The organism is Klebsiella sp. DY2415, assembly GCF_026314315.1.
Taxonomy (GTDB): Bacteria; Pseudomonadota; Gammaproteobacteria; order Enterobacterales; family Enterobacteriaceae; genus Klebsiella; species Klebsiella ornithinolytica.
Genome location: NZ_CP111115.1, coordinates 4756783 through 4770272, shown reverse-complemented (window position 1 = coordinate 4770272; position 13490 = coordinate 4756783). Strand labels below are relative to the sequence as shown.

Annotated in this window: 14 protein-coding genes and 1 other annotated feature; of the genes, 10 read left to right on the top strand and 4 right to left on the bottom strand. The window is 55.0% G+C overall.

Features of this window, described 5'->3' with window-relative positions; genetic code table 11:
* Positions 1 to 54 precede the first annotated feature (54 nt).
* A complete protein-coding gene (gene gpmB / locus OQV00_RS22625) occupies positions 55 to 702 on the top strand; it encodes a 2,3-diphosphoglycerate-dependent phosphoglycerate mutase GpmB (protein WP_004857683.1) in 648 nt (215 codons plus the stop codon).
* Here the strand turns inward: gpmB and robA are convergent.
* Entirely contained in the window at positions 699 to 1568 is an 870-nt protein-coding gene (gene robA, locus OQV00_RS22620; protein WP_004857685.1) for an MDR efflux pump AcrAB transcriptional activator RobA, read from the bottom strand. The two genes, gpmB and robA, sit on opposite strands and share 4 nt — an antisense overlap.
* Positions 1569 to 1777: 209 nt before the next feature.
* On the opposite strand from robA, the gene creA reads away from it, so the two are divergent.
* Positions 1778 to 2251 (top strand): protein CreA, encoded by a 474-nt coding sequence (gene creA / locus OQV00_RS22615; RefSeq protein ID WP_004857687.1) that lies wholly within the window; start codon positions 1778 to 1780, stop codon positions 2249 to 2251.
* A gap of 86 nt (positions 2252 to 2337) precedes the next feature.
* Here the strand turns inward: creA and arcA are convergent, their stop codons facing one another.
* Entirely contained in the window at positions 2338 to 3054 is a 717-nt protein-coding gene (gene arcA, locus OQV00_RS22610) for a two-component system response regulator ArcA (RefSeq protein WP_002887843.1), read from the bottom strand.
* Between the two features lie 95 nt (positions 3055 to 3149).
* Between arcA and yjjY the strand changes: the two genes are divergently transcribed.
* From yjjY to OQV00_RS22575, 7 genes are all read left to right on the top strand, one after another.
* Complete coding sequence (gene yjjY, locus OQV00_RS22605) at positions 3150 to 3290, top strand: YjjY family protein (protein WP_049268126.1); 141 nt, start codon at positions 3150 to 3152, stop codon at positions 3288 to 3290.
* Between the two features lie 396 nt (positions 3291 to 3686).
* On the top strand, positions 3687 to 4373 hold the full coding sequence (locus OQV00_RS22600) for a tRNA/rRNA methyltransferase (protein ID WP_004857688.1): 687 nt from the start codon (positions 3687 to 3689) through the stop codon (positions 4371 to 4373).
* A gap of 212 nt (positions 4374 to 4585) precedes the next feature.
* Positions 4586 to 4654, top strand: a complete 69-nt coding sequence (gene thrL / locus OQV00_RS22595; protein ID WP_071824685.1) for a thr operon leader peptide — start codon at positions 4586 to 4588, stop codon at positions 4652 to 4654.
* Positions 4593 to 4710: a sequence feature (Thr leader region), on the top strand. Its footprint overlaps the gene before it by 62 nt.
* Before the next feature lie 25 nt (positions 4711 to 4735).
* Positions 4736 to 7198, top strand: a complete 2463-nt coding sequence (gene thrA, locus OQV00_RS22590) for a bifunctional aspartate kinase/homoserine dehydrogenase I (RefSeq protein WP_004857691.1) — start codon at positions 4736 to 4738, stop codon at positions 7196 to 7198.
* A 1-nt stretch (position 7199) separates the two neighbouring features.
* Entirely contained in the window at positions 7200 to 8129 is a 930-nt protein-coding gene (thrB, locus tag OQV00_RS22585; RefSeq protein WP_004857693.1) for a homoserine kinase, read from the top strand.
* 3 nt (positions 8130 to 8132) lie between these two features.
* Positions 8133 to 9419, top strand: a complete 1287-nt coding sequence (gene thrC, locus OQV00_RS22580; RefSeq protein ID WP_004857695.1) for a threonine synthase — start codon at positions 8133 to 8135, stop codon at positions 9417 to 9419.
* Positions 9420 to 9644: 225 nt separating this feature from the next.
* On the top strand, positions 9645 to 9932 hold the full coding sequence (locus tag OQV00_RS22575) for a DUF2502 domain-containing protein (RefSeq protein WP_032716546.1): 288 nt from the start codon (positions 9645 to 9647) through the stop codon (positions 9930 to 9932).
* Between the two features lie 41 nt (positions 9933 to 9973).
* Here the strand turns inward: OQV00_RS22575 and yaaA are convergent, their stop codons facing one another.
* Entirely contained in the window at positions 9974 to 10750 is a 777-nt protein-coding gene (yaaA, locus tag OQV00_RS22570; protein ID WP_004857698.1) for a peroxide stress protein YaaA, read from the bottom strand.
* A gap of 77 nt (positions 10751 to 10827) precedes the next feature.
* The gene (locus tag OQV00_RS22565) at positions 10828 to 12258 is read right to left on the bottom strand and encodes an alanine/glycine:cation symporter family protein (protein WP_015585184.1); all 1431 of its coding nucleotides are present in this window, start codon (positions 12256 to 12258) and stop codon (positions 10828 to 10830) included.
* A gap of 203 nt (positions 12259 to 12461) precedes the next feature.
* Here OQV00_RS22565 and tal point away from each other — a divergent pair, with 203 nt between their 5' ends.
* Entirely contained in the window at positions 12462 to 13415 is a 954-nt protein-coding gene (tal, locus tag OQV00_RS22560) for a transaldolase (RefSeq protein ID WP_004857701.1), read from the top strand.
* Positions 13416 to 13490: the final 75 nt, after the last annotated feature.

The following is a 13490-nucleotide window of genomic DNA, read 5'->3' as shown; positions in this document are numbered from 1 at the left end:
CAGCGCGCGACGCCGGCAACCGAAATTGTGAAGAGCACAGAACGGAAAAATAGCATGTTACAGGTACACCTTGTTCGCCATGGCGAAACGCAGTGGAACGCCGAGCGGCGCATTCAGGGCCAGTCAGACAGCCCGTTAACCCCTCACGGCGAGCGCCAGGCCTGGCAGGTCGGCGAACGCGCCAGAACGTTAGGCATTACGCATATCATTGCCAGCGATTTGGGGCGTACGCGCCGGACGGCAGAGATTATCGCGGAAGCCTGCGGTTGCGATGTCATCCTTGATTCACGGCTGCGTGAGCTGGATATGGGGGTTCTTGAGAAACGTCATATCGACTCGTTAAGCGAGGAAGAAGAAGAGTGGCGTCGCCGGTTGGTTGATGGGACCCCGGACGGCCGTATCCCGCAGGGGGAGTCGATGCTGGAGCTGAGCGAGCGTATGCACGCGGCGCTGGCGTCCTGCCTGGAACTGCCTGCCGGAAGCCGGCCGCTGCTGGTGAGTCACGGTATTGCGCTGGGCTGTCTGGTCAGTACGATTCTGGGGCTGCCGGCACACGCGGAACGCCGCCTGCGTCTGCGTAACTGCTCAATTTCTCGCGTTGATTATCAGCAGAGTCTGTGGCTGGCATCGGGCTGGGTCGTGGAAACCGCGGGGGATGTGTCGCATCTTGACGCCCCCGCGATGGATGAACTGCAGCGTTAACGACGAATCGGGATCAGGTATTCGCAACGCAGCTGAATCGGCGTTTCTTGATCCCGGCTTTCATCCTCAGGGAAGAAGCGTTCGATATCCAGACCCTTGCGGCGGGTAAGGTTCAGCATTGGCATGCAGGTGCCATACACCGTCAGGATAAACTCCTGCAGTCCGCTTCCTAACCCTTCATAAGTGAACATCACATACTCGCCGCCTTCCAGAATTATCGGATGGGAGTTGTGCAGGTGGCCGTTGGCCATCTCCGGCGTCAGCGCAGTGGTGTAGAAGACCTCTTGCTCGTCATCTTTCTCGAGACTAGGACGCGGTTCATGCAGACCGTACAGCGTAGGCGGAATCGACGGTGAATTGCCGAGGAAATCACGCCAGAACTGAACGCGCATCTGGTTACGGAAGTCGGAGATCTCCTCCAGCTTGCAGGTGTAACTCTGAGTGATGCCAATCAGCTGGGTATTGCTCAGGGTGACAAACTCATGCTGCGGCATTGTGAATTCACCCAGGCGCAGCGGGGGACGCATCCCGTAAGAGCTCCAGTCAGGAGAGCGGCGGTACAGCGCCGGCGTTAACGAAAACTGCTTTTTAAACGCGCGGGTGAAGGTCTGCTGCGAGTCGAAACGATACTGTAGCGCAATGTCGAGAATCGGGCGGGCGGTCAGGCGCAGGGCGACCGCTGATTTGGATAAACGGCGAGCGCGAATATAGGCACCGATGGCTTGGCCGGTCACGTCTTTAAACATTCTTTGCAAATGCCACTTGGAATAACCCGCCTTGGCTGCCACATTATCTAGTGAGAGCGGTTGATCCAGGTGACCTTCCAGCCAGCTAAGGAGATCGCGAATAATCCCTGCTTGATCCATAAAATGTCCTCATCCTTAAACTCAGGTGCCTGCTACTAAGGTAGCGGATAATAGCATTTTTTGATGTTTTAGCATTCAGTGTTTTTTTTGCTTATAAATGCGATTTGTCAGCAAGTTTTTTAGCTGTTTTGGTAACGCTGTGATCTATAAACCTTTTCCGCTGAGTCTATAATCATCACTTAGCAAAATTTTAAGAAAATGGTAACAATATGAAATACAAGAGGTTAGTTGCGGGGCTGCTTTTACTGGCGGGATGTCAGGTTGCGCAGGCGGAACAAATTGGCTCCGTCGATACCGTATTCAAATTCTTTGGTCCGGATCATAAAATCGTCGTTGAGGCTTTCGACGATCCGGATGTTCAGAACGTAACGTGCTATATCAGCCGGGCGAAAACCGGCGGGATTAAGGGCGGTCTGGGTCTGGCGGAAGATACGTCAGATGCGGCAATTTCTTGCCAGCAGGTAGGGCCGATCGAACTGAACGATAAAATCAAAAACGGTAAGTCGCAGGGCGACGTGGTTTTCCAGAAACGTACTTCGCTGGTGTTTAAAAAGCTGCAGGTGGTCCGTTTTTACGATAGCAAACGTAATGCGCTGATCTACCTCAGCTATTCGGATAAAGTCGTTGACGGTTCGCCGAAGAATGCGCTCAGCGCCGTGCCTATCATGCCGTGGAATAAATAACGCGGCGCATCGTGGCATCTGATTCGCACATAAAAAAACGGCGCATTAAGCGCCGTTTTTACGTTGCGGGAGCAGGAAAACGAATGTTATTCCTGCAGGTCACCGCAGAAGCGATAACCTTCGCCGTGAATCGTGGCGATGATTTCCGGCGTATCCGGAGTAGATTCGAAATGCTTACGAATGCGACGGATGGTCACGTCAACGGTACGGTCGTGCGGCTTAAGCTCACGGCCGGTCATTTTCTTCAGCAGTTCAGCACGTGACTGGATCTTGCCCGGGTTCTCGCAGAAGTGCAGCATCGCGCGGAATTCACTGCGCGGCAGCTTGTACTGCTCACCATTTGGGCTGACCAGCGAACGGCTATTGATATCCAGTTCCCAGCCGTTGAACTTGTAGCTTTCTACGCTGCGACGCTCTTCGCTCACGGTACCCAGATTCATGGTACGGGAGAGGAGGTTGCGTGCGCGAATAGTCAGTTCACGAGGGTTGAACGGTTTAGTGATATAGTCATCAGCGCCGATTTCGAGGCCCAGAATCTTATCAACTTCGTTATCGCGGCCGGTAAGGAACATCAGCGCGACGTCAGCCTGTTCACGCAGTTCACGCGCTAACAGGAGACCATTTTTACCTGGCAGGTTGATATCCATGATCACCAGGTTGATATCATTTTCAGACAGGATCTGATGCATTTCCGCGCCATCGGTCGCTTCGAACACATCATAACCTTCTGCTTCGAAAATACTTTTTAACGTGTTGCGTGTTACCAACTCGTCTTCAACGATAAGAATGTGCGGGGTCTGCATGTTTGCTACCTAAATTGCCAACTAAATCGAAACAGGAAGTACCAAAGTCCCTGACCTGCCTGGTACATGTCGCAAATTAACATGCCCGGCGTAACATGACTAAAGTACGTAATTGCGTTCTTGATGCACTTTCCATCAACGTCAACAACATCATTAGCTTGGTCGTGGGTACTTTCCCTCTGGACCCGACGGTGTCAAAAACGGCTGTCATCCTAACCATTTTAACAGCAATATAACAGGCTAAGAGAGGCTGAACACCCCATAAAACTACGCTTCGTTGACATATATCAAATTCAATTGTAGCACGTTAACAGTCTTGTGAAATCATTGCATTAAAATGCTATTTATAGTCACAAATCTTACACAGCTCAAATGGTTGCGCTGGTAAATTGATAAACATGTTGAATCCAATGACCGTTCAGCGCGGTTGCGACAAATATCATTGGCAAACATATGGATAAATGCGTTCTGTTAACATACTCCGTCCCGTGGTTCGTTGGAAACAGTTTAGGCTTTTTTATGGGTAATAACGCGCAATTTTAGTGATTTTTGTTGCAAATTTGTAAATTTTCGCCGCGTAAAATGGGGATGCTTTTCATTTTCGCCGCGTGAGAGAGTAGAAGAGAGCCACCATGCACGTATCTATTGTATTAGTCGCCCCGGCCAGGGCAGAAAACGTTGGCGCGGCGGCACGCGCGATGAAAACGATGGGTTTTCGCGACCTGCGTATCGTTGACAGCGATGCCCACCTTCAGCCTGCGGCGCGTTGGGTTGCGCATGGATCCGGAGATATTCTCGATAACATAAGCACTTATCCAACGCTGGAACAGGCGCTGCATGACGTTGACTTTACCGTTGCGACAACGGCCCGCAGCCGGGCACGCTTCCATTACTACGCCACGCCGCAGCAGCTGCTGCCGCTGATGGCGGAGAAAGCCGGGTGGATGAACCATGCGGCGCTGGTATTTGGTCGGGAAGATTCCGGGCTGACTAACGAAGAGCTGGCCTTGGCTGATGTGCTGACCGGCGTGCCGATGGTGGCCGACTATCCTTCGCTTAACTTAGGGCAGTCGGTGATGGTTTATTGCTATCAATTGAGCGCGTTGGTTCAGCAGACGTCGGCCGTTTCTGCCGGCGTCGATGAAAATCAGCTGCAGGCATTACGTCTGCGGGCGCTCGATTTATTGACCCGACTGGGCGTGGCTGAAGACCTCAAACTGACCGACTGGCTCCAGCAGCGAATTGGGCTTTTAGAGCAGCGAGACACGGCAATGTTGCACCGATTACTACACGATATTGAAAAAAACCTGCCAGAGTAAAGTTCTGCTATAAGTTTTAAGTATGGTTATATCTGCCAGTATCAAGCGCTGCGTATCGAAAATTCAGGTGAATTGTCAGGTCATTGTGGCGCATTGGCCCGCAGCAGCGTAGCGGGTGAAATGTAAAAATTCGTTGACTTAAACCGGCAGATACTTTAACCAATATAGGCACAGGACACAGACAGATAAAAATTACAGAGTACACAACATCCATGAAACGCATCAGCATGATGACAACCATTATCACCATCACCATTACCACAGGTAACGGTGCGGGCTGACGCGTACAGGAAACACAGAAAAAAGCCCGCACCTGAACAGTGCGGGCTTTTTTTTCGACAAAAAATCTAGGGGTAACAACCATGCGCGTGTTGAAGTTCGGCGGTACATCAGTGGCAAATGCAGAACGTTTTCTGCGGGTTGCCGATATTCTGGAGAGCAATGCCAGGCAGGGGCAGGTAGCAACCGTCCTGTCTGCCCCGGCGAAAATTACCAACCATCTGGTTGCGATGATTGAAAAAACCATCGGCGGCCAGGACGCGCTCACCAATATCTCCGACGCTGAACGCATTTTTGCTGAACTGCTGCAGGGCCTCGCCGACGCGCAACCGGGGTTCCCGCTGGCACAGCTGAAAGCCGTTGTCGCGCAAGAGTTTGCCCAGATTAAACACGTGCTGCACGGTATCAGCCTGCTTGGTCAGTGCCCGGATAGCGTCAACGCCGCGCTGATTTGCCGCGGTGAGAAGCTATCTATCGCCGTCATGGCGGGCCTGCTGGAAGCTCGCGGGCACAAAGTTAGCGTGATAAATCCCGTCGAAAAACTGCTGGCCGTTGGCCATTACCTCGAATCCACTGTCGATATCGCTGAATCGACTCGCCGCATTACCGCCAGCCAAATTCCGGCCGACCATATGGTGCTGATGGCCGGGTTTACCGCCGGGAACGAAAAAGGGGAGCTGGTGGTGCTGGGACGCAATGGCTCAGACTACTCTGCTGCCGTGCTGGCCGCCTGCCTGCGCGCCGACTGTTGTGAAATCTGGACCGACGTCGATGGGGTATATACCTGCGACCCGCGTCAGGTTCCCGATGCGCGTCTGCTGAAGTCGATGTCATATCAGGAAGCGATGGAGCTCTCCTACTTCGGGGCGAAAGTTCTGCATCCGCGCACCATTGCTCCTATCGCTCAGTTCCAGATTCCCTGCCTGATCAAGAATACCGGTAATCCACAGGCGCCAGGCACGCTGATCGGCGCCAGCCTTGATGAAGACGGTCTGCCGGTCAAAGGCATTTCTAACCTCAATAATATGGCGATGTTTAACGTCTCCGGTCCGGGGATGAAAGGCATGGTCGGTATGGCCGCCCGCGTGTTTGCCACCATGTCCCGCGCCGGAATTTCAGTCGTGCTGATTACCCAGTCGTCATCGGAATACAGCATCAGTTTCTGCGTACCGCAGAGCGACTGTGCACGCGCAAAACGGGTGATGGAAGATGAGTTCTATCTGGAGCTGAAAGAGGGCCAGCTGGAGCCGCTGTCGATCATGGATCGTCTGGCGATCATCTCCGTGGTGGGCGACGGTATGCGTACGCTGCGCGGGATCTCGGCGAAGTTCTTCGCCGCGCTGGCCCGCGCTAATATCAATATCGTGGCGATTGCCCAGGGCTCTTCCGAGCGTTCTATTTCCGTGGTGGTCAGCAATGATGATGCGACCACCGGAGTACGCGTAACTCACCAGATGCTGTTCAACACCGATCAGGTGATTGAGGTCTTTGTTATCGGCGTCGGCGGCGTCGGCGGCGCGCTGATTGAACAGATCAAGCGTCAGCAGGGCTGGCTGAAGAACAAACATATCGACCTGCGCGTCTGCGGCGTGGCTAATTCACAGGCCTTGCTGACTAACGTGCACGGGCTGAATCTCGAGAACTGGCGCGCGGAGCTGGCCGAAGCGAAAGAGTCTCTGAACCTGGGCCGCCTGATTCGTCTGGTCAAAGAGTACCATTTGCTGAACCCGGTTATCGTCGACTGTACCTCCAGTCAGGCGGTCGCCGATCAGTACGCCGATTTCCTGCGCGAGGGTTTCCACGTGGTGACGCCGAACAAAAAGGCCAATACCTCCTCGCTGGATTATTACCATCAGCTGCGCCATGCCGCCAGCAGCTCGCGACGCAAATTCCTCTACGACACCAACGTTGGCGCCGGTCTGCCGGTAATTGAAAACCTGCAAAACCTGCTCAACGCTGGCGATGAGCTGCTGCACTTCTCCGGTATTCTTTCCGGATCTCTGTCGTTTATTTTCGGTAAGCTGGATGAGGGCATGAACCTCTCCGAGGCAACAACGCTGGCGCGCGAGATGGGGTATACCGAACCGGATCCGCGAGACGATCTTTCAGGCGTCGATGTTGCGCGCAAGCTGCTGATTCTGGCTCGTGAAACCGGCCGTGAGCTTGAGCTGTCTGACATTGTCGTCGAACCGGTACTGCCTGCACAATTTGATGCCAGCGGCGACGTTGAGAGCTTTATGGCACGCTTGCCTTCGCTGGATAACGAGTTTGCTTCCCGGGTTGCCCAGGCTCGTGATGAAGGTAAAGTCTTGCGTTACGTCGGTAACATCGAAGAGGATGGAACCTGTCGCGTGAAAATTGCCGCCGTTGACGGTAACGATCCGCTGTTCAAAGTGAAAAATGGTGAAAACGCCCTGGCCTTTTACAGCCATTATTATCAGCCGCTGCCGCTGGTGCTACGCGGCTATGGTGCAGGTAACGACGTTACGGCGGCCGGTGTGTTTGCTGACCTGTTGCGCACCCTGTCATGGAAGTTAGGAGTTTAAGATGGTCAAAGTATATGCCCCGGCTTCCAGTGCCAATATGAGCGTCGGGTTTGATGTGCTGGGCGCGGCGGTGACGCCGGTCGATGGCACCCTGCTGGGGGACAACGTTTCGGTCGAGGCGGCGGACAGTTTCAGCCTGCAAAACGTTGGCCGCTTTGCCAGCAAGCTGCCCTCAGCGCCGCAGGAAAACATTGTTTACCAGTGCTGGGAGCGTTTCTGTCAGGAAATCGGCAAAAAGGTTCCGGTGTCGATGGTACTGGAAAAAAACATGCCGATTGGTTCCGGTCTCGGCTCCAGCGCCTGTTCTGTCGTCGCCGCGCTGGTGGCGATGAATGAATTCTGCGGTAAGCCGCTGAATGAGATGCGCATGCTGGCGCTGATGGGGGAGATGGAAGGGCGCATTTCCGGCAGCATCCACTATGACAACGTTGCGCCCTGCTACCTGGGCGGCATGCAGCTGATGATTGAAGAGAATGGCATCATCAGCCAGCAGGTTCCGGGTTTTGACGAATGGCTGTGGGTGCTGGCTTATCCGGGAATTAAAGTTTCGACGGCGGAAGCGCGTGCCATCCTCCCGGCGCAGTATCGCCGCCAGGACTGTATCGCTCACGGTCGTCACCTGGCGGGCTTTATTCATGCCTGCTACACCCGCCAGCCGCAGCTGGCAGCGAAATTGATGAAAGATGTAATTGCCGAACCGTATCGCACCAAACTGCTGCCGGGCTTCAGCGAAGCGCGTCAGGCGGCGATGGAGATCGGTGCGCAGGCGTGCGGCATCTCAGGCTCCGGCCCGACGCTGTTTGCGCTATGCGATAAGCCGGAAACCGCGCAGCGCGTCGCGGACTGGCTGGGCACGCATTATCTGCAGAATCAGGAAGGCTTCGTTCATATTTGCCGGCTGGATACGGCGGGCGCACGAGTAGTGGGATAACCAATGAAACTCTATAATTTAAAAGATCATAACGAACAGGTCAGCTTTGCGCAGGCCGTTACGCAGGGGCTTGGCAAGCAACAGGGGCTGTTCTTTCCGCACGATCTGCCGGAATTTAGCCTGACTGAAATTGACGACATGCTGGAGATGGATTTGGCCTCCCGCAGCGCCAGAATTCTGTCGGCCTTTATTGGCGACGAGATCCCGCAGGAGATCCTCAAAGAGCGCATCGCCGCCGCTTTCACCTTCCCGGCTCCGGTCAGCAAGGTGCAGGATGATATTGGCTGCCTGGAGCTGTTCCACGGCCCGACGCTGGCGTTTAAAGATTTCGGCGGCCGCTTTATGGCGCAGATGTTGACCCATATCGCCGGCGACAAACCGGTGACGATTCTGACCGCCACCTCCGGTGATACCGGCGCGGCAGTTGCGCATGCGTTTTACGGCCTGCCGAATGTCAAAGTCGTTATTCTGTATCCGCGCGGCAAGATCAGCCCGCTGCAGGAAAAACTGTTCTGCACCCTGGGCGGCAACATTGAAACCGTGGCGATTGATGGCGATTTCGACGCCTGCCAGGCGTTGGTGAAACAGGCGTTTGACGACGAAGAGCTGAAGGTTGCTCTGGGCCTGAACTCGGCGAACTCCATCAATATCAGTCGTCTGCTGGCGCAGATTTGCTACTACTTCGAAGCGGTCGCACAGCTGCCGCAGGAAGCCCGCAACCAGCTGGTCATCTCCGTACCGAGCGGTAACTTTGGCGATCTGACCGCCGGTCTGCTGGCGAAGTCTTTAGGGCTGCCGATTAAGCGCTTTATTGCCGCCACCAACGCCAATGATACCGTGCCGCGCTTCCTGCAGGACGGCAACTGGGCGCCGAAAGCGACTCAGGCGACGCTGTCTAACGCCATGGACGTCAGCCAGCCGAACAACTGGCCGCGCGTGGAAGAGCTGTTCCGTCGCAAAATCTGGCGTCTGAACGAGCTGGGCTATGCCGCCGTGGACGATGAAACCACCAAACAGGCGATGCGCGAGCTAAAAGCTATTGGTTACACCTCAGAGCCGCACGCCGCCATCGCCTGGCGCGCGCTGCGCGACCAGCTGCAGCCGGGCGAATACGGTCTGTTCCTCGGTACCGCGCACCCGGCGAAATTCAAGGAGAGCGTCGAAGAGATCCTCCAGGAGACGCTGCCGCTGCCGAAAGAGCTGGCCGATCGCGCCGACCTGCCGCTGCTGTCGCATAATCTGCCGGCGGATTTCGCCGCGCTGCGCCAGCTGATGATGGGCAAAGCATAACGGCCTTTTTTCGCCGCACGATGTTCTCAGGCCGGGCCTCTACGCCCGGCTTTTTTATCGGCGAAAAAGGAGGAATTATGCAGAAAAAAGGCAGGGAAAATGGATGAATTACCAATAAATGCCGGGGGGCAAAGATTAGGATTGCGGAGAATAACCCGCGCCGTTGCTCAGGGGTAATCTTTGGTTATCGCCCCCATGCGGGGACTGTTAATGAAGGGGAAACCTATGTCAACGCTGAAGTCTGTGATCCTTGCGCTTTCGATGTCGCTGGTGGCTCCTGCTGTGGTTCACGCATCGGAGATCACGCTGGTGCCGGCAGTCAAACTGCAAATTGGCGATCGCGACAATTACGGTAACTACTGGGACGGCGGTCGCTGGCGCGACCACGAATGGTGGGGCCGTCATTATGACTGGCGCGATAACCACTGGCGCGCGCACGATGAGCATCGCCATGATCATCATGATGACCACGATCGTGGCCGCGGCCCGGATCGTGACTGGCGCCATCACTAAGTCTTCCCTCCCGGTCGCCATGAGGGCGGCCGGGAAGGGAATTAGCGTTCGTGGCGTTTAAAGACCATCTCATCTTTCTGACCGGAGGCTTCGGCGTCGAAGAAATAGCCTTCGCTGTTGAAACGGGTTAGCTGTTCAGGCTGGGTTAAGCGGTTTTCAATGATATAGCGGCTCATTAACCCGCGCGCCTTTTTGGCATAGAAACTGATCACTTTAAACTGGCCGTTTTTCTCATCGAGGAACACGGGCTTAATGATTCTTCCCTGCAACTGTTTTGTCTTCACCGACCGGAAGTATTCGTCAGAAGCCAGGTTAATCACGATATCGTCTCCCTGAGCTTTCAGCGCCTGATTGAGTTTATCGGTAATCACCTCGCCCCAGAACTGGTAGAGATCTTTGCCTTTGCTATTTTCCAGCTTAATGCCCATCTCCAGACGATAGGGCTGCATCAGATCCAGCGGGCGCAGCACGCCGTAGAGGCCGGAAAGCATACGCAAATGTCGCTGGGCAAAATCGAAATCGTCTTCGCTGAGGGTTTCTGCCTGCAGTCCGGTATAAACGTCGCCTTTAAAAGCCAGAATGGCCTGGCGCGCGTTTTGCGGCGTGAAGTCCGGCTGCCAGTCATGAAAGCGGGTCGCATTCAGATCCGCCAGCTTATCGCTGATGCTCATCAGTTTGCCGATCTGTGGCGCCGAGAGCCGGCGCGCGACGCCGATCAGCTCCTGGGAATACTCCAGAAGTTCAGGCTGGGTGTAGCGTGCTGTGGCCAGCGGGCTTTGGTAGTCGAGCGTTTTGGCAGGTGAAATAAGAATCAGCATATCCGGTCCTTGCAGGGAATTTTCCGTGACTTTAACAAAAAAAGAGCGCGGTGGGATCGATAGCTGCGATTGCCGCGCTATTCACGCGGCACTTCATCCCAGGCTCCAGGCGCCAGCTGCTGGTTAATTTCCGGGTAGCGCGTGGCGTCAAAGGTCGGTCGTACGCCCAGTCGTCGCTGGGTGAGATAATCACTGGCCAGGATCCGTACCGTAGGCGACAGCAGTAAAATAGCGGTCAGGTTAGTGATGGCCATCAGCGCCATAATGGTATCCGCCAGCTGCCAGACAACCGGCAAACCGACCAGCGTGCCGGCGATAACCATGACCAGAGTGAGGATCCGCAGCGCCCAGATATGACGAGGGCTGTTAATGCGCAGAAATATCAGGTTATTTTCAGCGTAGATGTAGTTTGCGACGATAGAACTGAAGGCAAAGAGCAGCACGACGATCGCCACGAATCCCGCCCCCCAGCCGCCGACCAGTGATGTCATGGCGTGCTGGATGCTCTGGATACCGTTCGCGGCATCTTCCGCGTCGTCCAGCGGCGCCAGCATGATAATGACGGCGCTGGCGGTACAGATAACTATCGTATCGATGAGGACGCCAATCATTTGCACGATCCCCTGCGCCGCCGGATGCGGAGGCCAGGAAGCCGCTGCCGCCGCGGCGTTAGGCGTTGACCCCATCCCCGCTTCGTTCGAGAACATACCGCGCTGAAAACCACTGGTCAGCGCCTGGCTGATGGTATAGCCCACTGCGCCGGCGGCGGCTTCCTGCCAGCCGAACGCGCTGCGGAAAATGGACTCGAAAATGGCCGGCAGCGCCGTAATGTGCCAGAGGCCAATCAGCAGGCTGGTAGTCACCCAAAGCAGAGCCATCAGCGGCACAATCCACTGCAATAGCTTCGCCACGCCCCGCAAACCCCGCACGATAACCAGCAGGATCACCAGTGCCAGCGCGCAACCGGTAACGATAGCGGGAAGGTCAAAGGCATAGGTCATCGCATTCGCGATGGAGTTGGCCTGCACGGTGTTAAAAATAACCCCATAGGCCAGCAGGAGCAGGATAGAAAACACGATGCCCATCCAGCGCATTCCTAAACCCCGGGACATATACCAGGCCGGGCCGCCGCGAAATTGCCCGTGGGCATCGCGTTCTTTGTAGAGCTGGGCAAGAGAACATTCGGCAAAGCTGCTGGCCATGCCGAGCAGCGCAGAAACCCACATCCAGAAGACGGCGCCGGGTCCGCCGGCGGAGATAGCCAGCGCGACGCCGACCAGGTTGCCGCTGCCCACGCGCGCCGCGAGGCTGGTGCACAGGGCCTGGAAAGAGGTTAATCCGCCGGGCTGAGGCTGGAGGCTTTTCTTTAGACTTTTCCCAAACTGGCGAACATAACGAAACTGAATGAATTTTGTTCGCCAGGTAAACCAGATGCCGGCGCCCAGTAACAGATAAATCATTACGGAGCCCCAGAGTATTTCATTGATAAAAGAGAAAAAATCAGGCATTAACCATCCTCTTGTCCATGCCGGAACGCTAGTGTAAGCGTTACCAATTCAGTGACAATCCCTTAGCTTTCAGAGAATTAATTCATCCAGTTTATCACACTCTGCGCTCTTGCATGGTCCGCAGTTGCGCTGAACATGCAGCGTGTTATCATCTTGGCAGACCGGTTACATCCCCTTAACTGCTGTTTAAGAGAAACACTATCATGACGGATAAATTGACTTCTCTGCGTCAGTACACCACTGTCGTAGCTGATACCGGAGATATTGCGGCAATGAAGCTGTATCAGCCTCAGGATGCCACGACTAACCCTTCTTTGATCCTCGGCGCGGCTCAGATTCCTGAGTACCGTAAGCTGATTGATGACGCTGTCGAGTGGGCCCGCGGCCAGAGCAGCGATCGCGCTCAGCAGATTATCGATGCTTCCGATAAGCTGGCGGTGAACATTGGTCTCGAAATTCTTAAGCTGATTCCAGGCCGTATTTCGACCGAAGTTGATGCGCGCCTCTCGTATGACACCCAGGCATCTATCGCGAAAGCGAAACGCATCATCAAACTGTATAACGATGCGGGCATCGGCAACGATCGCATTCTGATTAAACTGGCTTCCACCTGGCAGGGTATTTGCGCTGCCGAGCAGCTGGAAAAAGAAGGCATCAACTGTAACCTGACTCTGCTGTTCTCCTTCGCTCAGGCTCGCGCTTGTGCTGAAGCGGGTGTATTCCTGATCTCTCCGTTCGTTGGTCGTATTCTCGACTGGTACAAAGCGAACACCGATAAGAAAGAGTACGCGCCGGCTGAAGATCCGGGCGTCGTTTCCGTCAGTGAGATCTACGAGTACTACAAGCAGCACGGTTATGAAACTGTCGTGATGGGCGCAAGCTTCCGTAACGTCGGTGAAATCCTTGAGCTGGCCGGCTGCGATCGCCTGACTATCGCTCCGGCTCTGCTGAAAGAGCTGGCGGAAAGCGAAGGGGCTATCGAGCGTAAACTGGCGTTCAGCGGCGAAGTAAAAGCGCGTCCGGAACGCATCACCGAAGCCCAGTTCCTGTGGCAGCACAACCAGGATCCGATGGCGGTGGACAAGCTGGCGGAAGGTATCCGTAAGTTTGCGATCGACCAGGAAAAACTGGAAAAAATGATCGGCGACCTGCTGTAATCATTTGGGCGTGGCCGGGCTCCCGGTCACGCTACTTCTCCTGAACTCTGTCTGTATTTCCTTCCAGCGTGTATC

What these genes read in the sequence shown, in the direction of transcription:
- OQV00_RS22600 (WP_004857688.1), top strand. Translation starts at nt 3,687, where the DNA reads ATGCACGTATCTATTGTATTAGTCGCCCCGGCCAGGGCAGAAAACGTT.
- thrA (WP_004857691.1), top strand. Translation starts at nt 4,736, where the DNA reads ATGCGCGTGTTGAAGTTCGGCGGTACATCAGTGGCAAATGCAGAACGT.
- robA (WP_004857685.1), bottom strand. Translation starts at nt 1,568, where the DNA reads ATGGATCAAGCAGGGATTATTCGCGATCTCCTTAGCTGGCTGGAAGGT.
- OQV00_RS22575 (WP_032716546.1), top strand. Translation starts at nt 9,645, where the DNA reads ATGTCAACGCTGAAGTCTGTGATCCTTGCGCTTTCGATGTCGCTGGTG.
- thrC (WP_004857695.1), top strand. Translation starts at nt 8,133, where the DNA reads ATGAAACTCTATAATTTAAAAGATCATAACGAACAGGTCAGCTTTGCG.
- arcA (WP_002887843.1), bottom strand. Translation starts at nt 3,054, where the DNA reads ATGCAGACCCCGCACATTCTTATCGTTGAAGACGAGTTGGTAACACGC.
- yjjY (WP_049268126.1), top strand. Translation starts at nt 3,150, where the DNA reads ATGACTAAAGTACGTAATTGCGTTCTTGATGCACTTTCCATCAACGTC.
- creA (WP_004857687.1), top strand. Translation starts at nt 1,778, where the DNA reads ATGAAATACAAGAGGTTAGTTGCGGGGCTGCTTTTACTGGCGGGATGT.
- gpmB (WP_004857683.1), top strand. Translation starts at nt 55, where the DNA reads ATGTTACAGGTACACCTTGTTCGCCATGGCGAAACGCAGTGGAACGCC.
- OQV00_RS22565 (WP_015585184.1), bottom strand. Translation starts at nt 12,258, where the DNA reads ATGCCTGATTTTTTCTCTTTTATCAATGAAATACTCTGGGGCTCCGTA.
- thrB (WP_004857693.1), top strand. Translation starts at nt 7,200, where the DNA reads ATGGTCAAAGTATATGCCCCGGCTTCCAGTGCCAATATGAGCGTCGGG.
- yaaA (WP_004857698.1), bottom strand. Translation starts at nt 10,750, where the DNA reads ATGCTGATTCTTATTTCACCTGCCAAAACGCTCGACTACCAAAGCCCG.
- tal (WP_004857701.1), top strand. Translation starts at nt 12,462, where the DNA reads ATGACGGATAAATTGACTTCTCTGCGTCAGTACACCACTGTCGTAGCT.